Origin of the sequence: Rhodovarius sp. (assembly GCF_040399605.1) — a bacterium.
GTDB classification, from domain to species: domain Bacteria; phylum Pseudomonadota; class Alphaproteobacteria; order Acetobacterales; family Acetobacteraceae; genus Rhodovarius; species Rhodovarius crocodyli_A.
Genome location: NZ_JBBARU010000011.1, coordinates 1 through 18457, shown reverse-complemented (window position 1 = coordinate 18457; position 18457 = coordinate 1). Strand labels below are relative to the sequence as shown.

Sequence of the window (18457 nt, the reverse complement as noted above, 5' to 3'; positions counted from 1 at the left end):
GCGTCAGAGCGGGCGCAACGCCTGTTCCGGCAGCACCGCCAGCAGGCCCGCCGCGTCTCCCAGCACCGGATGCCGCCAGCCCGGCGCCACCTCCAGCAGCGGCTGCAACACGAAATGGCGCAAATGCAGCCGCGGATGCGGCAGAATGAGCGCGCCATCCCGCCGCAAATCGCCCATCGCCAGCAGGTCCAAATCCAGCGTGCGCGGCGCATTGGGGTAAGGCCGGGCGCGATCAAAACGCGCCTCGATGGCATGCAGCGCCGCCAGTAAGGCCTCGGGCTCGGCCTCCCCGGCCAGCCTGGCCACACCATTGACGAACCACGGCGCGCCGGGCAGCGGCGGGATGGGCGCGCTCTCCCACCAGCGCGAGAGCGCCATCAGCCGCAAGCCGGCCAGGCCATCCAAAGCCGCCGCCGCCGCCCGGCATGTGGCCAAGGGTGCTGCGCCATCAGGGCCGGGCAGATTGGCGCCAATGCCGATGAGGATGGGTTCAGCCAGCCTGCACCGCCAAGGCCGCCTCAATGGCGCGCAGCAATTGCGGTGCCTGCGGCTCCACCTGGGTGGCGAAGGCGCTCACCCGCACCCCATCCCTGGCCACCAGATATTTGTGGAAATTCCACCGCGGCGGCCCGCCCGCCTGGGCGGCCAGCCATTGATACAGCGGCACTGCCCGCCCGCCCCGCACCACCGAAAGCCCGGCCATGGGAAAGGTGATGCCAAACATCCCATCGCAAAATGCGCGAATGCGCTGATTATCCGCACTTTCCTGATTGAAATCATTGCTGGGCACACCCAGCACCACCAGGCCCCGCGCCTCGTAACGGTCATGCAGCGCCTGCAAAGCGGCATATTGGTGGGTATAGCCGCAGAAACTGGCGGTATTGACCACCAGCACCAACCGCCCGGCAAACTCGGCCAGCGGCAGCGTGCCCCCCTCCAGCCGGGTGATGGAAAAATCGCCAAGGCCAGCGGCAGCGGCAGGCTCGGCCATCAGCGCGGCCGCGCCGGCCAGCAAAAGACGGCGCTCAACCATAACGCTCCTCCGTCCATGGGTCGGCATTGTTGTGGTAGCCGCGCACCTCCCAAAAACCGGGGCGATCCTCGGCCAGCAATTCGATGCGGGTGATCCATTTCGCCGATTTCCAGAAATATAAATGCGGCACCACAATCCGCGCCGGGCCGCCATGCACCCGGTCGAGCGACGCGCCATTCCAATGCGTGGCCACCAAATTCTCCGGCCGGGCCCAGGCCTCCAGCGGCAGGTTGGTGGTGTAGCCATCATAGGAATGGAACACCACATGGCTGGCCTCGGCCATGGGCTGCACCAGGTTCAGCAGCGTGAGCGCCCCCACCCCCGACCAGCGATTATCATAGCGCGACCAAGCGGTGACGCAGTGAATATCATTCAGCCATTCCGCCTGCGGCAGCGCCTGAAACGCCGACCAATCGAGGATCAGCCGGTTCGCCACCAGCCCATCCACCCGCAACCGCCACTTGTCACGGCCAATGGCGGGCTGCACGCCCAAATCCAGCACCGGAAAATCGGTCACCAGCCGCTGCCCGGGCGGCAGGCGGGTGGCAGGGTCAGCATGTTCACCCGTTAGCAGCCGGCCCTCGCGGGCCCATTCCTGCTTTTTCGCCACCAGCTTCTCTCTTCCGGGGGCGATAGGGTTTGCTGCGGTGTCATCCATGGCTTGCTCCGACATGCTGGCCTTGATTGGCAGGGGCCTGCTGATCCGCGGCGTCCCGCCCACTAGGTGCCATGCGCCGCGCCGGATGCAAGGGGGAGTATCACCGGGCGCCGCTCGGCGCGCGGTGGCGAGCCTTGATCGATCAGCACGAGCGGCAGGATGGTGCCACAGCCGCCGCTTCCTTCAGCAGGCAAAACCGGCCAGCAGCGCCCTCATTCGCCGCCCTTGTTGCGCATGATCCGCGCCTTATCCCGCTGCCAGTCCCGCGCGGCAATGGAGGCGCGCTTATCATGCGCCTGCTTGCCCTCGGCCAGGCCCAGCGTGACCTTGGCCATCCCGCGATCATTGAAATGAATATCCAGCGGCACCAGCGTGATGCCCTCGCGCGCGATAGAGCCCGCCAGCGTGCTCACCTGCTTCTTGTGCAGCAGCAATTTGCGCGGCCGCCTGGGCTCGAATTTGGCCATGAAGCTGCCGGCCTGCCATTCCGGAATATAGCAGTTGAACAGCCACATCTCGCCATCGCGCTCACCCGCCCAGGCCTCGGCCAGCGCCGCACGGCCCGAGCGCAACGACTTCACCTCGGGGCCGATCAATTGAATCCCGGCCTCGATCTCCTCCATCACCTTATAGTCGAAACGCGCCTTGCGGTTCTGCGCCGCAATGCCGTGGCTGATCAGGCTCGATTTTTTCTTTTTGTCGCGGCTCAATTCAACAGCCCCGCCGCCGACATCGCCGCCCGCACCCGCGCCTGCGCGCTGTCGCTGCAAGGCGCCATGGGCAGGCGGCAGAGGGCATTGGACTTGCCAAGCAGCGAGGCGGCGTATTTCACCGGCGCGGGCGAGGTCTCGCAGAACATCGCATCATGCACCGGGGTCAGCCGCTCCTGAATCGCCATGGCATCGGCCAGACGGCCCTCGCGCCAGGCCCGATGCATCTCGGCGCAGGCGCGCGGCGCAATATTGGCGGTGACCGAAATGCAGCCATGCCCGCCGGCTGCCATGAAGGCCAGCGCCGTGTGATCCTCGCCCGAAAGCTGAATGAAATCCGCCCCGCATTCGCGCCGCTGGTGCAAGGGCCGGGTCAAATTCGCCGTCGCATCCTTCACACCCTTGATATTGGGGTGCTTCGCCAGCCGCCCCATGGTCTCCGGCGTCATATCCACCACGCTGCGCGGGGGGATATTGTAAATGAAAAGCGGCAGCGCCACCGCATCGGCAATGGCGGAGAAATGCAGGAACATCCCCTCCTGCGTCGGCTTGTTGTAATAGGGCGTCACCACCAGCAGCCCATCGGCGCCCACGCTCAGGGCGTGTTCGGCAAAGCCAATGGCTTCGGCGGTGCTATTGCTGCCGGCCCCGGCCATCACCGGCACCCGCCCGCGCGCCACCTGCACGCAAAGCTCCACCACCCGGCGATGCTCGTCATGGCTCAGTGTGGGCGACTCGCCCGTGGTGCCCACCGGGACCAAACCCTCGGTGCCCTCGGCGATCTGCCATTCCACCAACTCGCAAAACGCTTTCTCATCGAGCGTCCCATTGGCCTGCATCGGCGTGATCAACGCCACCATTGAACCCTGGAACATCGCGTTTAACTCCCTTTCGAGCGAGCATAAGTAACGCGCGCGCCCCCCTGCAACAAGGCGGCGGCGCGCGCTACACCCTGAACCATGCGCCGAAGCCTGCTTTGCCTCCTCCTGCTCCTTCCCCACCTCGCCGCCGCCCAGGCCCCGCGCGAGGCCGGCCGGCTCGCCCTTGTCGCCGCCTCGCAGAATCGCTGGGCCGAGGCGGATGTCGCCGCCGAGCGCGCCGATCCGCTCTTGCGCAAGATGGTGCTGTGGCTGCGCCTGCAATCGCGCCAGGCGAGTTCCACAGCGCAGGAATTCCTCGCCTTCGCCGAAACCAGCGGCGATTGGCCTGCCATGGACGTCATCGCCCGCAATGCCGAGGCGGTGCTGGAGAATAACCCCGATGATGGGCTGGCGCTGCGCTGGTTCACCACCCGCCCGGCCCGCACGGTGGGCGGCGCCATGCGCCATGCCGATGCCCTGGCCCGCGCCGGGCGCGACCGTGAGGCCACCGAGGCCGCCCGCCGTGGCTGGGCCGAGACCCCGGCCGATGCCACCGATGAAAGCCTCTTCCTGCAACGCCACGCCGCGCGGCTGACCACCGACCAGCATTGGGCCCGCTTCAATCGCCTGAGCTTCGCCCGGGATTTTGCCGCCGCCGGCCGCCTCCTGCCCTATCTTGATGCCCCCCGCGCCCAGATCGCCCAACTGCGCCTGAGCTATGCCAGCGGCGGCGATGCCAATGCCTGGGCCTCCCTGGCCGCGCGCGATGCCGGTGCCACGCTGGAGCGCGCCCGCGCGCTGCGCGTGGCCGGGCGCGACAGCGAGGCGGCGGCCGCCTTTGCCGCCGGTGCCGCCGCGCAAACCAACCTCACCGCCGAGGCGGGAAGGGCGATCTGGACCGAGCGGCAATTGCAATCGCGCCGCTCGCTGCGCCTGGGGGATGCGGCCGGCGCCTATCAACTCGCCGCCCAGCACGGCCAGCCCGGCCCCGGCGAGCCCCGGCAGGAGGGCGAATTCCTTGCCGGCTTCATCGCCCTGCGTTTTCTCAACAACCCCAGCGGCGCGGCGCGGCATTTTGCCGCCGTGGCCGAGGGCAGCCGCAGCGCCATCACCCTCGCCCGCAGCCATTACTGGCGTGGCATGGCGCTCGCCGCCGCCGGCCAGGCCCCAGCCGCCCGGGAAGCCTGGGGCATGGCCGCTTCCTATCCCGTGGCGTTTTACGGCCAACTCGGCGGGCTGGCGCTGGGTGAGGGGCCGGAGCGGCTGGCCCAGCGCATTCGCGCCATCAACCAGCCCAGCGCCACCCCGGCCCAGAATGCCGCCTTCATGAACCGCGAGGTGGCGCGCATCATTCCCCTGCTGGCCGAAATGGGCGAAGGCCGGCGCGCGCGAATCTTCTTGCTGCGGATTGAGGACCTCTCCACCCAGCCCTGGGAACGCACCCTTCTCATCCAACTCGCCAACCGCAGCGGCCGGCCGGAAAACCCGGTCTGGGTGGCGCGCCGGGCCGGCGCCTCGGGGGCCATGCTGGTGCCCGATGGCTGGCCCAGCCCCTACCCCAGCGAGAGGCTGGCGATTGAGCCGGCGCTCACCAAGGCGATCACCCGACAGGAGAGCAATTTTGATACCGAGGCCATTTCCTCGGCCAATGCCCGTGGCCTGATGCAATTGCTGCCCGCCACCGCCCAGCAGGTTGCCCGGCGGCTGAACATCCCGCATCAATTGCCCTGGCTGCAGGCCAATCCGGCGCATAATATGCGCCTCGGCTCGGCCTATCTCGACCAGATGATTGGCCGCTTTGGCGGCACCTGGCCCTTTGCCATCGCCGCCTATAATGCCGGGCCGGGCCGGGTGGATGAATGGCTGCAAACCTATGGCGACCCGCGCCAGGGCCGCCCCGCCATGCTGGATTGGATGGAACAAATCCCATTTGGCGAAACACGCAACTACGTCCAGCGGGTGATGGAGAATGTCGCGGTCTATCGCGCCCTGGCCGGTGTGAACACGCCGCACCCCATGGCGGCATGGCTGCGATGAAATGGGTGGTATCCCTCGGCGGGGTGGGGTTTCTCCGCCCCGCTCCCGGCACATGGGGCAGCCTCATGGTGCTGCCGGTGATCTTGCTGGGGCCGGCGGCGGCGGCATTGCTGGCGCTTTTGCTGCTGATGCTGGGGCTATGGGCGTTGAAGCGCCTGCCCGAGGCCGGTCAGGACCCCGGCTGGGTGGTGATTGATGAGGGCGCCGGCCAGGCCCTGGCCCTGGCCGCCCTGCCCGGCTTTGGTTGGCTGGGGGTGGCGCTGGCCTTCGCCCTGTTCCGCCTCTTCGACATCTGGAAACCCGGCCCGGTGCGGATGCTGGATCGGCAGAAAACTCCAGCCGGGGTGATGGGTGATGACATCATGGCCGGCGCCATGGCCGGGATGGTGCTTCTGCTGCTGCAAGCCCTGGGCGTTTCGCTGTAGGATCGCCCGATGCTGCACCCCCATACCCAAAATGATTGCGCCGCCCTGCTCGAAGCCCTGCGGGCGCAAAACCTCACCATCGCCACCGCCGAGAGCTGCACCGGCGGGCTGATCGCCGCGGCGCTGACCGCCATTGCCGGCAGTTCCTCCTCCGTGCTGGGTGGCTTTGTGGTCTATTCCAATGCGATGAAGACGGCGCAATTGGGCGTGCCCGAGGCCGTGCTGGCCGCCGTCGGCGCCGTCAGCGAGCCGGTGGCGCGGCTGATGGCCGAAGGCGCGCTGGCACGCAGCGGCGCCGATATCGCCCTCTCCTGCACCGGCATTGCCGGGCCAGGTGGCGCCACGCCGGGCAAGCCCGTGGGCCTCGTGCATATGGCGGCCGCCCGGCGCGGTGGCCAGACCATCCATCTCGCACGGGTTTTTGCGGGCGACAGGGCTGAGGTGCGGGCCGCCACGGTGGATGCGGTGCTTGGGCTGGCGCGGCAAGCCATGGTGGCGGGATAAGGATTTAGGCTATAATTCCTTGACACAATAGCCCCTCAGCGCTAACCTTCACCTGCCAAGGCCGGGCCTGACACCGAATTTGTCCGAATAGTGCGGTTTTGAAAAACCACAGCTTTTTCCACCCGGCCGATTTACCTCGGCGAGCATTCCCATCCCGCCCACTTGCCGGCAGAATGCCCCTCGGAGGAAACCTATATGCAAGCGACCCGTCGCGCCCTGCTGGCCATGCCTGCCCTGAGCACCCTGGGCCTCGCCGCGGAGGGCTCTGGCTATCCGTCACGGCCGGTGCGGATGATCGTGCCCTTCCCGCCCGGCCAGGCGGCGGATGTCTTCGCCCGGCTGGTGGCGGACCAATTGTCGCAGCGCTGGCCGCAGCGTGTGGTGGTGGAGAACCGCGCCGGTGGTGCAGGCTCCATCGGCATGGAGGCGGCCGCGCGTGCCACGCCCGATGGCTATACGCTGGGTATTGGCACCTCGGGCACGCTGGGGGTCAATCCCGGTGTCATGGCCCGGCTGCCCTATGATGCGGCGCGGGATTTCATGGCGATCACCAATATTTTCCTGGTGCCGCTGGTGGTCATCACCCATCCCAGCTTTGCACCGCGCAGCATGGCGGAATTGGTCGCCCATATCCGGGCCAATCCCGGCCAGCCCTTCGCCTCGGCCGGCCCGGCCACGGCGCAGCATATGACGGGCGAGATGTTCGCCCATCAGGCGGGCCTGACCATGAGCCATGTACCCTATCGCGGCTCGGGCCCGGCCATCGCCGACCTCATCGCCGGCAATGTCCAATTGATGTTCGACAGCACGGCCAGTGCCATGCCGCATATCCAGTCTGGCCGGGTGCGGGCGCTGGGCATCACCACCGCCTATCGCATGGCCGCCCTGCCCGATATTCCCACTTTGGCCGAGACTGTACTGCCAGGCTTCGCCGCCGCGGGGTGGAGCGGTATCGTCGCACCCAGCGGCACGCCCGCGGCCATCATCGCCCGGATCAACCGCGATGTTGTGGCCATCCTGCGCGAGCCGGCGGTGGTGCAACGCATCACCGCCCTCGCCTCGATCCCGGACCCCACCACGCCGGAAGAATTCGCAGCCTTCATCCGGTCCGAAATCACCAAATGGGGTGAGGTGGCGCGGCTGGCGGGGGTCAGGCTCGAGGGTTGATCACTTCTTCTCGATCAACTCGATCTTGTAGCCATCGGGGTCTTCCACGAAGGCGATCAGCGTGGTGCCGAATTTCAACGGCCCCGGCTCGCGGGTGATCTTCGCCCCCGCCGCGCGCAGCGCATCGCAGGTGCCGTAGAGATCGGGCACGCCAATGGCGAGGTGGCCAAAGGCGGTGCCGATTTCATAGCTGTCCACGCCGTAATTATAGGTGAGTTCGAGCATGCAATCCTGCGCCTCATCGCCATAGCCCACGAAGACGATGGTGTATTTGCCCTCGGGTACATCGCGCCGGCGGGTTTCCTTCATGCCCAGCAGGCGGGTGTAGAAATCCACGCTGCGCTCCAGATCGGTGACGCGGAGCATGGTGTGCAGCAGGCGAAAGGCGGGTGCGGTCATGATGGAATGTCCTTGTTGAAGGCTTCAGGGTCGAGGCTGAGGATGAATAGCCCGTATCGGGCGGCGAGGGCGATGGTGGCCTCGCTTTCGGTCACCAGGCTGCGGCCGGCATCAATGGCAATGCCGCTAAGCCCCGCAGCCTTGGCATTCTCAACGGTGACGGGGCCGATGGTGGGCATGTCCAGGCGCAAATCCTGCCCCGGCTTGGCCAGCTTGACCAGAACACCGCCCGGCCCCTCGCGCCGCAGGCTGCCCGCGCGGGCCAGCATGGCATCGGTGCCCTCAATGGCCTCCACCGCGAGGACCAGCCCCTGCTGCACCACCACGGCCTGGCCGACATCCACCGGCCCCATGGCGCGCAGCACGGCAATGCCACGGCGGATATCGGCGGCCTGGGCGGGATCCGGGGCGGGGCCGGCCAGCAGCCCCGGCGCCTGGGTGAGCCCCGCGCGCAGTTCATGCACGCCGCGCACGACAAAACCCTCATCCTCAAGGACGCGGGTGACGCCGCGCAGCAGCGTGTCATCGCCGCCGGCGAAATAGCCACGGCCCACCCGGGCAATGGCGGAAGCCGTCCAGGCATCGGGAAAGAGTGAGAGCAATGAGGGGCGCCTCGCATGGCCGAGCATCACCAGATCGCGCACACCAGCGGCCCGAAAAGCCGCGATCACCTGGCCCGCCGCCCCCAGGCGCACCACCCGATGCGGCAAGCCGGCATAAAGCTGGCTTTCGGCGAATTCGCGGATTGCCACCACATAGACCGGCCGGCCGCTGGCCAGCACATCATCCGCCAGCCGGCGCGGCATTACCCCGCCAGCGGCGATGATGCCGAGCGGTGTGGCCTCAGGCGTCGTCGTCGTCATCGGCCGTCATGCGGCCCGGGCGGCACATTTCGCGGCGGCGCTCGGGCGAGGCGATGAAGGCCAGCACCTCCTGGACCAGCACATCATCGACATAGCGTTGGCGGGCCAATTCCAGCTTCTCGGCAAAGATGCCGGAATCGCGGAACAGCAGCCGAAAGGCCAGGCGCAGCGCCGCCAGATTTTCCTTGGAGAAGCCGCGCCGGCGTAGGCCGATGACATTGAGGCCCACCAGCCGCGCCGGCAGCCCGAAGACATTGCCGAAGGGGGGGATGTCATTGGTCACGCCCGACATGCCGCCCACCATCGCGTGGCGGCCGATGCGCACCATCTGATGGATGGCCGCACCACCGCCGATGAAGACCTGATCACCCACCTGCACATGGCCGCCGAGCATGACGTTATTGGCCATGATGACCCGATCGCCCACCTGACAATCATGGCCGACATGGGAGCAGGCCATGAGCATGCAATCAGCGCCGACCATGGTGTGGCCGCGCCCGAGGCTGCCGCGATGGACGGTGACATGCTCACGCAGCAGGCTGCGTGGGCCGATCTCGCATCGTGTGGGTTCTCCCTTGTATTTGAGGTCCTGCGGCGGCAGGCCCACCGAGGCATAGGGCGAGACCTGCACGCCCTCATGGAGGATGGTGTGGCCCTCAATGGCGACATGGCTGATGAGGGTGACCCCCTCGCGCAGTTCGACATCGGCACCCACGGTGCAGAAGGGCCCGATCGTCACACCGGCTGCGATGCGCGCGCCGGGGGCTATGATGGCCGAGGGGTGGATCTGGTTCATCGGTCGCGGATCATGGCGGCGAAGGTCGCCTCTGCCACGACCCGGCCATCGACGGTCGCCTCACCAATGAATTTCCATACGCTCATGCGCCGCTGCACCTTTGTGACCTTGATGCGCAGCTGGTCCCCCGGCACCACCGGCCGGCGGAATTTCGCGCTGTCGATAGACATGAAGTAAACCAGCTTGCCCTGGCTCTCAGGCCCCAGCGTCTCCACCACCAGCACCGCCGAGGTCTGGGCCATGGCCTCGACGATCAGCACGCCGGGCATCACCGGCTCGGCCGGGAAATGGCCCTGGAAGAACTGGTCATTAATGGTGACATTTTTAATGCCGACGCAATAATTATCGTGGTTCATCTCCACCACACGGTCGACCAGCAGGAAGGGATAACGATGCGGGATGGCCCGCATGATGGCGGCGATGTCCAAGGTGGTTTCAGTCATCAAGCGACCCTCAATTATCCTTCTTTGACATGGTCTTGAGCCCGGCGGCGGCGAGGCGTTGGACGGTGGCGATCTCACGCATTTTGACCCGCACGGGGAGCGCCGGCGAACCCAGCATATCAGCCCCCGGCTCGACATCACGAATCACGCCCGATTGTGCGCCGATGCGTGCCCGGTCGCCGATATGCAGATGCCCCGCAATGCCGACCTGGCCCGCAACCTGGACCCAATCGCCCAGCACGGCGGAGCCCGATATTCCGACCTGGGCGACCACCACACAGCCCTGCCCCAGCCGCACATTATGGCCCAGCTGGGCCAGATTATCGATGCGCGTGGCCCGGCCCACCACGGTATCGCCCAGCGCACCGCGATCGATGCAGGCATTGGCGCCGACCTCGACCTCATCACCCAGCAGCACCGCGCCGAGTTGCGGCATGGTGACGAAGCGGCCCTGGGGCGTGGGGGTAAAACCGAAACCCTCATTGCCCACCCTGGCACCGGCATGCAGCACCACGCCACGGCCACATATGGCATTGGAGATGCTGGCATGGGGATGGATCGTACAATTTTCGCCCAGCACCACGCCCGGGCCCACCACGGCATGAGCATGGATGATGCAGCCCGCCCCGATCTCGGCGGCGGCACCGATCACCGCGAAGGGGCCTATATCGGCGCTGGGGTCGATCTGGGCCGAGGGGTCGATGGCGGCGGCGGCATGGCGCTGGCCCATCCCGCGCGGGCTGGGGTGAAACACCGCCGCGATCCGGGCAAAGGCCAGGGCCGGCATGGCGCTGATAATGCCAAGGCAGCCTGGCGGCAGCAGCGCCGCCTCGCCCTCACGCAGCACCACAGCGCCTGCGCGGGTGGCGCTGAGGGCTTCGCGGTGCTTGGCGGTCTCCAGATAGGCGATCTCATCCGGCCCAGCCTCCGCCAGGGCGGCGACGCCGCTGAAGCGGCGCTCAGCATCACCCTCGGCCTGGGCCTCGGCCGCCGCCAGAAGCGCCGCAAGAGGCTGCGGCCCCTGGCCGGGAAAGAAGCGGGGATGGGCCGCCATTTGGCCTCAGCGCGCGGGGGTGCGGGGGGTGACGGCGGGGGGTGCGCCAGCGGGTGCGCCAGCGGGGGCGCCAGCGGGGGCACCAGCGGGGGCACCAGCGGGGCGGCCCCCAGCGGCGGCAGCGGGCGCTGGCGGGTTGCGCCCATCGCTCTCGGCCTGGATGGCCACCCGCGGCAGGGAGCGGTTGAATTGCTGGGCGATCTCCTCCGTCAGGTCGAAGGCCGGCTCATTCATGATCACCAGCGGGCGGGGGAGCATGATATTCACGCTGCGCGACTGGGCCACCTGGCGGATGACATTGCCCAGCGCCTGCTCGATCTCGACCAGCGCGGCCTGGGCTGCCTGTTCGATGGCCTGGCTGCGGTTGCGGAAGATCCGCTGGCTATCGGTGATGCGGTCCTGCAATTCACGCTCGCGCAGGCGCAGCACCTCGGCCTGCAGCCCGGCGCGCTCGCCGGCCAGGGATTGCTGGGCATCGCGCCAGCCATTCTGCTCGCGCTGCAATTCGTCATTCAGGCGGGTGCGGCGGCGCTCGATTTCCTCGCGCACCTGATTGAAGGCGGCGGAGACGCGCTGCACCTCGGGAATATCGACGATGCCGATCACCGCGGCCGGCGGCGGCTGGCCGGGGGGCAGCGGTGCTGGTGCCTCCGTGCGGCCGGCGGGGCGTTGGCCCGGCTGGGGCTGGCCCTGGGGCGGGCGCTGCGTTGAAGGCTGGCCCTGCGGCGGGCGCTGCTGCTGCTGGCCCTGCGTCTGCTGTCCCTGGGGGCGCTGGCCACCGGGGACGAAAAACCCTGGATCCTGCTGCGCCATAGCCATGGGCGCGGCCAAAATCGGTGCGGCCACGGCCAAAGCGAGGCTCACGCGGCCGAGAAAATGCGTCTTGGTCATTGTCTTCATATCCCGAATTCAGAACCGCGTACCAAAGCCAAAGCGAAAAATCTGTGTGACGTCATAGGATTGCTTGGCCACGGCCTTGGCGAGGTCGATATTGATCAGACCAAAGGGGCTGCGCCAGGAAATGCCCACACCCACGCCCACGCGCGCGGCGCCGCTATTGCTGATATTGGGCCCCGACGGGCCCTGGGTCAGCGCGCCTGCATCGACAAAGGCGCGGCCGAGCAGGCCGAGTTCGCTTGGCACCGGCAGCGGGTAGCGCATCTCGGCGCCAGCGGTCCAGAGCATCCTGCCGCCCAAGCTGTCGCTCGTGCTGGTGTCACGCGGGCCGACGCCGGCGATGGCGAAGCCGCGCAGGTTTTCACCGCCCAGGAAGAAGCGGTCAACAATGCGATCACGCTCGCCGCCCGCGCCGGTGCTGGTGTTATAGGGCGAGCGGCTATTGAAGGGGGCGAGGTGGCCAAAGCCGCTGCTCAACGTCAGCACGTAATCCGGGTCGCCCAACAGCCGTTCAAGCGGCAGGTACAGTGCGCCGTCGAAGCGATTGCGCAAATAGGCGACATCACCGCCTAGACCCGCGAGATCCGCGCCCCAGCGCAGGAAATAGCCGCGCGAGGGCTGAATGATTGTGTCGCGCGCGTCATAGGTCAGGGTTTGCGACACCTGGCTGAGCAGGGTCTCCCCGGCCTGCTCCAAGATATAGGGCGATGCCCCCGCCTGCACATCGAAGACGTTACGATTGACCAGGGTATAGGAGACGCTTTGGCGCAGCCGCTCATTATACTCATAGCCGGCGCGCAGGGCGAAGCCATAGCGCCGCTCCTGGTAACTGGCGATATTGGTGAGGTTGCGCTGCACCAGGAAGAGATCGGCGCCGACGGCGAGGTTACGGTCCATGAAGGATGGGTCGGTGACCGAAAAATCCACCTGGCTGCGGCGCTGGGCCGCGGTGCCGTTCAGCCTCGCATCCACGCCCGTGCCCAACAGGTTGCGCTCCCGCAGGCCGAAATCGGCCAGGAAGCCTGCATCGGTGGAATAACCGCCACCCACGCTCACCTCGCCGGTGGCGCGCTCCTGGATATTGGTGTTGACCACCGCCCGGTCAGGCGCCGAGCCCGGCTGGGAGGTGAGCTGCACATCGCTGAAATAGCCCAGATTGCGGATACGGTCGCGCGAGCGGCGCAACTGCGCTGCGTTGAAGGCATCGCCCTCGGCGAGGCGGAATTCGCGCCGGATCACCCTATCCTGGGTGCGGACATTGCCGTTGATATCGATGCGCTCAACATAGACCCGCGGTGCCTCGGCCACCTGGAAGGTGATGGCGATGGTGTTGTTCTCGCGGTTGCGCTCGACCTGCGGCTGCACATCGACGAAGGGAAAGCCGCGCAGATTGGCGGCATCGGCCAGGCTTTGCGCCATGCGCTCGACTGCATCGCCATCATACCAGTCACCGGTGCGAATCTCGAGGCGGCTGCGCAGTGCTGCGATGTCGAGGGTGGGGAAGGCCGAGGTGACGCTGATCTCGCCGAAGCGGTAACGCGGGCCCTCATTGATATTGTAGGTGATGAAGAAGCTCGAACGGTCGGGCGTCAATTCGGCGCTGGCCGCACCGGGCTCCACATCGGCAAAGCCATTGCGCAGGTAGTAGCGGCGCAGCAACTCACGGTCGAAGCTGAGGCGGTCAGGGTCGAAGGTGTCGGCACTCGAGAAGGGGCGATAGAAGGCCTGCTCGCGGGTTGCCACCACGTCACGCAGCTTGCCGTCGGAATAGCTGGCATTGCCGACGAAATTGATCCGGCTGACCAGGGCGGCATCGCCCTCGGTGATCTCATAGATCACATCCACCCGGTTCTGATCGAGTTGGATGATCTTGGGCTCCACGCGGGCGGCGAAGCGGCCGCGGCGGGCGTAAAGGTCAAGAATGCGCTGCCGGTCGGCCTGGGCGAGCTGGCTGGTGAAGACGCCGCGGGCGCGCATTTGCACCTGGGGGCGGATGGTGTCGTCGGTCAGCCGGCGATTGCCTTCATAGGCCACGCGGTTGACCAGGGGGTTCTCAACCACGCTGACCACCAGGCGGGAGCCATCACGGGCGATGGCGACATCGCCGAAGAGGCCGGTGGCGAAGAGGCTGCGTAGGCTGCGGTCCGAGCGGTCGCTATCATAGGCATCGCCGGGCTGCAGCAGCATGTAGCTGCGCACCGTATCGGCATCGATGCGCTGATTGCCGCGGACTTCCACGGCCGAGACCACGCCGGCAACCTCACGCGCGGTGGGGTTCGGCTGGGGCCGGCGCTGCTGCGCCTGTGCGGCCACCGGCAAAAGCGGGATGAGGCAGGCGGAGGCCAGCAGGAGGGTGCGAAGTGTCATGTTCAAATTCCGCTTGTCCCGACTTGGGGCAGTTCCATCGCGATGAGGCAAGGCTGTGTGCAGATCAATCGGCGCGGCAGAGGCCCCGGCCGTGGCGGACCATAGAGGCTGCATCTTCAGCTCACCAGTCCCGCAACCCAGCGACCAATCGCGCCATGGGCAATATCATTCCAGGTGGCAAAGACAAACAAGCCGATGAGCAGGGCAAAGCCGGCCCGGAAGCCATATTCCTGCGCGCGCGCTGGCAGTGGGCGGCCGCGGACCGCTTCGATGGCGTAGAACAGCAAATGCCCGCCATCGAGCAATGGCACCGGAAAGAGGTTCAAAAGCCCCAGCGAGACCGATAGCAAGGCCATCAGATTGACCAGGGGCACGATGCCCAGCGAGGCCGCCTCGCCGCTCACCTCGGCGATCTTGATCGGCCCGCCCAGATCCCGCGCGCTGCGCTGGCCGGTGAGCATCTCCCAGATGCCCACCATGGTCTGGCTGCTGACATCAAGGGTCTGGGCGGCGCCGGCAGCCAAGGCGCTGAGCGGGTCCATCGGCTCGAAGCGCACGGCACTGCCCTGTACGCCCAGCACGCCCAAAGGTGCTGCCTCACTGCCCGGACGAATGCCGGGGGTGGCGCGCAGCACCATCTCACGGCCCTCACGGGTCAAGGCCACCGCCACCTCCTGGCCGGCGCGCGGTTGGATGTAGCGCTGCAGCTGGTCAAAGCGGGTCACGCGGTTGCCATCGAGGCTGATAATCTCATCGCCCGCCAGCAGCCCGGCGCGCTCGGCCGCCGAACCCGGCGCCACGGCACCAATGGCCGTCTGGCCCACCGGCTGGCCGTGGAAAGCGAAGAGCCCGGCAAAGAGCAGGATGGCGAGGAGAAAATTGGCCACCGGCCCGGCGACGACGACAATGGCGCGGTCGCGCACCGGCTTGTCGTGAAAGGTTTGGCCAGGGCGCAGCTTTGCCTTGTCCTCGGCCGACAACTCGCCGAGATCCGCCTGACCATGCAGCTTGACGTAGCCGCCCAGCGGTATCCAGGCGAGGCGCCATTCGGTGCCGCGCCTATCTGTCCAGCTCGTGATGGCCCGGCCAAAGCCGATGGCGAAGGCATCGACATGCACTCCACGCCAGCGTGCGGCCAGGTAATGGCCGAGTTCGTGAATGAACACGAGCACGCCCAACACCACCAGGAAGGCAAGAATCGTTCGGGGAAAATCCGGGATGAAATCCAACATGGCGCTTACCTAGGCCGCCACCCGGCCCGCCGCAATGCGCGTGGCGCATTCGCGTGCCCGTGCATCCATCGCCAGCACCGCCGCGAGGTCGGGCAAGCTCTCATGGCCCAGCGCCGCCAGGGTTTCCTCCACCACCACGGCGATGTCGAGAAAACCCAGCTTGCGGGCGAGAAAGAGCGCCACCGCCACCTCATTGGCGGCATTGAGCACGCAAGGCGCGGCCCCGCCGGCCATCAGCGCCTCCCGGCACAGCCGCAGGGCGGGGAATCGCACCGGGTCGGGTGCTGCAAATTCCAACTTTGCCAGCGCGGCGAGGTCGAGCCTGGGCACATCCACATGCATGCGCTCCGGCCAGGCCAGGGCATGGGCGATGGGGGTGCGCATATCCGGGCTGCCGAGTTGGGCCAGCAGCGAACCATCACGATACTGCACCAGCCCATGCACCGCCGATTGCGGATGCACCAGCACATCCAATTGCTCGGGGCGGACGGGGAAAAGCCGCGCCGCCTCGATCAGTTCCAGCCCCTTATTGAACATCGAGGCGCTATCGACCGAGATTTTCGCGCCCATGGACCAAACCGGGTGCTTCACCGCCTGCTCGGGCGTGGCGGCGCGCATCTCGGCCAGGGAGGCATTGCGGAAGGGCCCACCCGAGGCGGTGAGAATGATCTTCTCGATGCTCTCCGGGGCGGCGCCCACCAGCGCCTGGAAAATGGCATTGTGCTCAGAATCGACCGGCAGCAGGGTGGCGCCCCCCGCGGCCGCCGCCTCCAGCACAATAGGCCCGGCGCAGACCAGGCTTTCCTTATTGGCCAGAGCGAGCGTGCCGCCATGGCGCAGCGCGGCGAGGGTGGAGGCCAGTCCAGCCGCCCCCACAATCGCCGCCATTGTCCAGTCCACCGGGCGGGAGGCGGCTTCCAGCACCGCCGCCTCGCCACCCGCGGCCTCAATGCCTGAGCCGGCCAGCGCCTCGCGCAGGGCGGGAAGTGCGGCCTCATCGGCCACCACGGCGAGCTTCGCACCCAATAGGCGGGCCTGGGCGGCCAGGGCCGTGGCATCCCGCCCGGCCACCAGGGCCTCCACCACAAAACTGCCCTCCGGGGCCGCCTCCAGCAGCGCAGCCGTGCTGCGGCCAATGCTGCCAGTGGCGCCGAGGACCGTGATTCGCCTGCCTAACGCCACAAATATGCTCCTGAACCCAAGATCATGCCCAAAGCCAGCGCCAGGGGGGCGGCAGCCAAAAATCCATCCAGCCTATCCAGCAGGCCACCATGGCCAGGAATGAGGTGAGAGGAATCCTTCACCCCGAATCGGCGCTTGATGCCGCTTTCCAGCAGATCACCGGCTTGCGATACCACCCCAAGCGCCCCCGCCACCAGGGCCGCCCAGAGCGGTGAGGCGACCGGCGCTACCAGTACCGCCGCCCCCGCCCCCACCGCCATCGCGCCCAAAAGCCCGCCCAGCGCGCCCGACCAGGTCTTGCCGGGCGAGATGGCAGGCCACAGCTTTGGCCCACCCAGGGCGCGGCCGGCAACATAGGCGGCGCTGTCACTGGCCCAGACCAGCAGCATCAGGAAAAACACATTGGCCCGCCCCGCCTCAGGGTCCTGCCGCAGCGTGATGAAGGCCACGCCGAACAGCCCCAGATAGACCACGCCGAGCGCCAAAAATCCCCGTGGCAATCCCCCGGCGAGGCGCCAGAGCAGAAAAGCCCCCGGCAGCAGCACCACCGCCCCCAGCCAGGGCAGGCCCAGCCCAGCCAGCCCCCCCGCCAGCAGAATGACCACCGGCAAGCCCAGACCCGCCGGCCCCAAGGCCGAGCCACCGCAAAGGCGCACCCATTCCCAGGCAAGCCCCGCCAAGGTCACCGCCATGAGCCCCACAAACCACGCCCCGCCCCACCAGAGGCAGGCCAGAACCACCGGCCCTAGCACCAGCACCGAGAGCAGCCTGGTGCGCAAATCTCGCCATGGCCCGGTACCAGCAGGCGCCACCGCCGCCATCAAGGAAAACGGGCCCCATAGCGACGTTCACGGCTGGCGAAGCTGTGCAGCGCGGCCTGGAACTGCGCTGCATCAAAATCCGGCCAGAGCACGGGGAGGAAAATGAACTCGGCAAAGGCGGCCTGCCAGAGCAGGAAATTGGACAGGCGCTGCTCGCCCGAGGTGCGGATGATCAGATCAGGGTCGGGCATGCCCGCAGTGGTGAGGTTGCGGGTGAAGGCGGCTTCGTCGATCGCTTCGGGGGCTATTTCGCCCCGGGCGACGGAGGCGGCGAGTGCGCGGGCCGCGGCCATGATTTCCGCCCGCGCGCCATAGCTCAGCGCCACATTGAGGTTGAGGGCGGTGTTATGCGCCGTTGCCTCCTCGGCCCGGTCGATCAGCCGGCGCATATCCTCGCCAAAGCGCATCCTGTCGCCGATTACCCGCAGCCGCACCCCCTCACGCGCGAGGGATTTGACCTCGTGGTTGAGGTAGAAGCGCAGCAGCGTGGTCAATTCCTGCACCTCATCCGAGGGGCGCTGCCAATTCTCTGAAGAGAAGGCGAAGAGGGTGAGCCAGCGCACCCCGGCATGGCCGGCCGCCTCGATGGCGCGGCGTGCGGCATCCGCCCCCGCCTTATGGCCAAAGGCCACGGGCTGACCGCGCGCCTGCGCCCAGCGACGATTGCCATCCATGATGATGGCGACATGCACCGGTGGCGGCGGGGCGATGTTCGTAACCCCGCCGAGGGCATGGGTGGTGTCAGGCATCAGCGCCGCCCATCGCCGGATGGGATTGCAGCAGAGGCTCCGGGCTCGACCCGGGCAAGACCAAACGCCATAGCAACCCCTCTTGCCCCGCTAAACCAAAGCCCGCCCATGTGACGCAAGCTTGCCGACGAATGCGGCGAAATTCCGGTACTGTCCCGCTTGCCAAGCCTGCGGGCTTGGAGAGCGGGAGATGAGCCGTTCAGACGGTGCGGATATCCTTGTCCTTCTCGGCGAAGGCCACATCGATCTCCTTCACATAT

General features: G+C 67.2%; 20 protein-coding genes. 4 read left to right on the top strand and 16 right to left on the bottom strand.

Annotated elements, in window-relative coordinates; all coding sequences use genetic code 11:
* Positions 1 to 3: 3 nt before the first annotated feature.
* From folK to dapA, 5 genes are all read right to left on the bottom strand, one after another.
* Positions 4 to 522 (bottom strand): 2-amino-4-hydroxy-6-hydroxymethyldihydropteridine diphosphokinase, encoded by a 519-nt coding sequence (gene folK, locus ABWP84_RS05460; protein ID WP_353210991.1) that lies wholly within the window; start codon positions 520 to 522, stop codon positions 4 to 6.
* Positions 491 to 1033 carry a glutathione peroxidase gene (locus tag ABWP84_RS05455; RefSeq protein WP_353210990.1) on the bottom strand — a complete coding sequence of 181 codons (543 nt, stop codon included), beginning with the start codon at positions 1031 to 1033 and terminating at the stop codon, positions 491 to 493. The genes folK and ABWP84_RS05455 overlap by 32 nt, the downstream gene beginning before the upstream one ends.
* Positions 1026 to 1706, bottom strand: coding sequence for a sulfite oxidase-like oxidoreductase (locus ABWP84_RS05450; protein ID WP_353210989.1), 681 nt, complete (start codon positions 1704 to 1706; stop codon positions 1026 to 1028). The genes ABWP84_RS05455 and ABWP84_RS05450 overlap by 8 nt, the downstream gene beginning before the upstream one ends.
* Positions 1707 to 1903: 197 nt before the next feature.
* Positions 1904 to 2401 carry an SsrA-binding protein SmpB gene (gene smpB, locus ABWP84_RS05445; RefSeq protein WP_353210988.1) on the bottom strand — a complete coding sequence of 166 codons (498 nt, stop codon included), beginning with the start codon at positions 2399 to 2401 and terminating at the stop codon, positions 1904 to 1906.
* The gene (gene dapA, locus ABWP84_RS05440; protein ID WP_353210987.1) at positions 2398 to 3276 is read right to left on the bottom strand and encodes a 4-hydroxy-tetrahydrodipicolinate synthase; all 879 of its coding nucleotides are present in this window, start codon (positions 3274 to 3276) and stop codon (positions 2398 to 2400) included. The genes smpB and dapA overlap by 4 nt, the downstream gene beginning before the upstream one ends.
* A gap of 84 nt (positions 3277 to 3360) precedes the next feature.
* On the opposite strand from dapA, the gene ABWP84_RS05435 reads away from it, so the two are divergent.
* From ABWP84_RS05435 to ABWP84_RS05420, 4 genes are all read left to right on the top strand, one after another.
* On the top strand, positions 3361 to 5298 hold the full coding sequence (locus ABWP84_RS05435; protein ID WP_353210986.1) for a lytic transglycosylase domain-containing protein: 1938 nt from the start codon (positions 3361 to 3363) through the stop codon (positions 5296 to 5298).
* Positions 5295 to 5723, top strand: coding sequence for a phosphatidylglycerophosphatase A (locus tag ABWP84_RS05430; RefSeq protein WP_353210985.1), 429 nt, complete (start codon positions 5295 to 5297; stop codon positions 5721 to 5723). The genes ABWP84_RS05435 and ABWP84_RS05430 overlap by 4 nt, the downstream gene beginning before the upstream one ends.
* Before the next feature lie 9 nt (positions 5724 to 5732).
* Positions 5733 to 6227: a nicotinamide-nucleotide amidohydrolase family protein gene (locus ABWP84_RS05425; protein ID WP_353210984.1), complete on the top strand. Its 495-nt coding sequence runs from the start codon at positions 5733 to 5735 to the stop codon at positions 6225 to 6227.
* A 195-nt stretch (positions 6228 to 6422) separates the two neighbouring features.
* Positions 6423 to 7394, top strand: a complete 972-nt coding sequence (locus ABWP84_RS05420; protein WP_353210983.1) for a tripartite tricarboxylate transporter substrate binding protein — start codon at positions 6423 to 6425, stop codon at positions 7392 to 7394.
* Here ABWP84_RS05420 and gloA read toward each other — a convergent pair whose 3' ends face one another.
* From gloA to uppS, 11 genes are all read right to left on the bottom strand, one after another.
* Positions 7395 to 7793 (bottom strand): lactoylglutathione lyase, encoded by a 399-nt coding sequence (gene gloA / locus ABWP84_RS05415; protein ID WP_353210982.1) that lies wholly within the window; start codon positions 7791 to 7793, stop codon positions 7395 to 7397. It lies immediately after the preceding gene.
* Positions 7790 to 8656: a UDP-2,3-diacylglucosamine diphosphatase LpxI domain-containing protein gene (locus tag ABWP84_RS05410; protein ID WP_353210981.1), complete on the bottom strand. Its 867-nt coding sequence runs from the start codon at positions 8654 to 8656 to the stop codon at positions 7790 to 7792. Before ABWP84_RS05410 ends, gloA begins: the two co-directional genes overlap by 4 nt.
* The gene (gene lpxA / locus ABWP84_RS05405) at positions 8637 to 9452 is read right to left on the bottom strand and encodes an acyl-ACP--UDP-N-acetylglucosamine O-acyltransferase (RefSeq protein ID WP_353210980.1); all 816 of its coding nucleotides are present in this window, start codon (positions 9450 to 9452) and stop codon (positions 8637 to 8639) included. Before lpxA ends, ABWP84_RS05410 begins: the two co-directional genes overlap by 20 nt.
* Positions 9449 to 9895: a 3-hydroxyacyl-ACP dehydratase FabZ gene (fabZ, locus tag ABWP84_RS05400; protein WP_353210979.1), complete on the bottom strand. Its 447-nt coding sequence runs from the start codon at positions 9893 to 9895 to the stop codon at positions 9449 to 9451. Before fabZ ends, lpxA begins: the two co-directional genes overlap by 4 nt.
* Before the next feature lie 10 nt (positions 9896 to 9905).
* The gene (lpxD, locus tag ABWP84_RS05395; RefSeq protein WP_353210978.1) at positions 9906 to 10949 is read right to left on the bottom strand and encodes a UDP-3-O-(3-hydroxymyristoyl)glucosamine N-acyltransferase; all 1044 of its coding nucleotides are present in this window, start codon (positions 10947 to 10949) and stop codon (positions 9906 to 9908) included.
* A gap of 6 nt (positions 10950 to 10955) precedes the next feature.
* Positions 10956 to 11840 carry an OmpH family outer membrane protein gene (locus ABWP84_RS05390; RefSeq protein ID WP_353210977.1) on the bottom strand — a complete coding sequence of 295 codons (885 nt, stop codon included), beginning with the start codon at positions 11838 to 11840 and terminating at the stop codon, positions 10956 to 10958.
* Between the two features lie 18 nt (positions 11841 to 11858).
* The gene (bamA, locus tag ABWP84_RS05385) at positions 11859 to 14213 is read right to left on the bottom strand and encodes an outer membrane protein assembly factor BamA (RefSeq protein WP_353210976.1); all 2355 of its coding nucleotides are present in this window, start codon (positions 14211 to 14213) and stop codon (positions 11859 to 11861) included.
* 116 nt (positions 14214 to 14329) lie between these two features.
* Complete coding sequence (gene rseP, locus ABWP84_RS05380; protein ID WP_353210975.1) at positions 14330 to 15445, bottom strand: RIP metalloprotease RseP; 1116 nt, start codon at positions 15443 to 15445, stop codon at positions 14330 to 14332.
* 9 nt (positions 15446 to 15454) lie between these two features.
* Positions 15455 to 16627, bottom strand: coding sequence for a 1-deoxy-D-xylulose-5-phosphate reductoisomerase (gene dxr / locus ABWP84_RS05375; RefSeq protein WP_353210974.1), 1173 nt, complete (start codon positions 16625 to 16627; stop codon positions 15455 to 15457).
* Positions 16618 to 17406, bottom strand: coding sequence for a phosphatidate cytidylyltransferase (locus ABWP84_RS05370; RefSeq protein WP_353210973.1), 789 nt, complete (start codon positions 17404 to 17406; stop codon positions 16618 to 16620). The genes dxr and ABWP84_RS05370 overlap by 10 nt, the downstream gene beginning before the upstream one ends.
* 41 nt (positions 17407 to 17447) lie before the next feature.
* Positions 17448 to 18197 (bottom strand): polyprenyl diphosphate synthase, encoded by a 750-nt coding sequence (uppS, locus tag ABWP84_RS05365; protein ID WP_353210972.1) that lies wholly within the window; start codon positions 18195 to 18197, stop codon positions 17448 to 17450.
* Between the last annotated feature and the right edge of the window lie 260 nt (positions 18198 to 18457).

Bases quoted from the DNA above. Each gene is read 5' to 3' on its own strand.
- lpxA (WP_353210980.1), bottom strand. From the start codon at position 9,452: ATGAACCAGATCCACCCCTCGGCCATCATAGCCCCCGGCGCGCGCATC.
- dapA (WP_353210987.1), bottom strand. From the start codon at position 3,276: ATGTTCCAGGGTTCAATGGTGGCGTTGATCACGCCGATGCAGGCCAAT.
- ABWP84_RS05390 (WP_353210977.1), bottom strand. From the start codon at position 11,840: ATGACCAAGACGCATTTTCTCGGCCGCGTGAGCCTCGCTTTGGCCGTG.
- ABWP84_RS05425 (WP_353210984.1), top strand. From the start codon at position 5,733: ATGCTGCACCCCCATACCCAAAATGATTGCGCCGCCCTGCTCGAAGCC.
- ABWP84_RS05420 (WP_353210983.1), top strand. From the start codon at position 6,423: ATGCAAGCGACCCGTCGCGCCCTGCTGGCCATGCCTGCCCTGAGCACC.
- bamA (WP_353210976.1), bottom strand. From the start codon at position 14,213: ATGACACTTCGCACCCTCCTGCTGGCCTCCGCCTGCCTCATCCCGCTT.
- fabZ (WP_353210979.1), bottom strand. From the start codon at position 9,895: ATGACTGAAACCACCTTGGACATCGCCGCCATCATGCGGGCCATCCCG.
- uppS (WP_353210972.1), bottom strand. From the start codon at position 18,197: ATGCCTGACACCACCCATGCCCTCGGCGGGGTTACGAACATCGCCCCG.
- rseP (WP_353210975.1), bottom strand. From the start codon at position 15,445: ATGTTGGATTTCATCCCGGATTTTCCCCGAACGATTCTTGCCTTCCTG.
- gloA (WP_353210982.1), bottom strand. From the start codon at position 7,793: ATGACCGCACCCGCCTTTCGCCTGCTGCACACCATGCTCCGCGTCACC.
- ABWP84_RS05435 (WP_353210986.1), top strand. From the start codon at position 3,361: ATGCGCCGAAGCCTGCTTTGCCTCCTCCTGCTCCTTCCCCACCTCGCC.
- lpxD (WP_353210978.1), bottom strand. From the start codon at position 10,949: ATGGCGGCCCATCCCCGCTTCTTTCCCGGCCAGGGGCCGCAGCCTCTT.
- ABWP84_RS05455 (WP_353210990.1), bottom strand. From the start codon at position 1,033: ATGGTTGAGCGCCGTCTTTTGCTGGCCGGCGCGGCCGCGCTGATGGCC.
- ABWP84_RS05410 (WP_353210981.1), bottom strand. From the start codon at position 8,656: ATGACGACGACGACGCCTGAGGCCACACCGCTCGGCATCATCGCCGCT.
- ABWP84_RS05450 (WP_353210989.1), bottom strand. From the start codon at position 1,706: ATGTCGGAGCAAGCCATGGATGACACCGCAGCAAACCCTATCGCCCCC.
- ABWP84_RS05430 (WP_353210985.1), top strand. From the start codon at position 5,295: ATGAAATGGGTGGTATCCCTCGGCGGGGTGGGGTTTCTCCGCCCCGCT.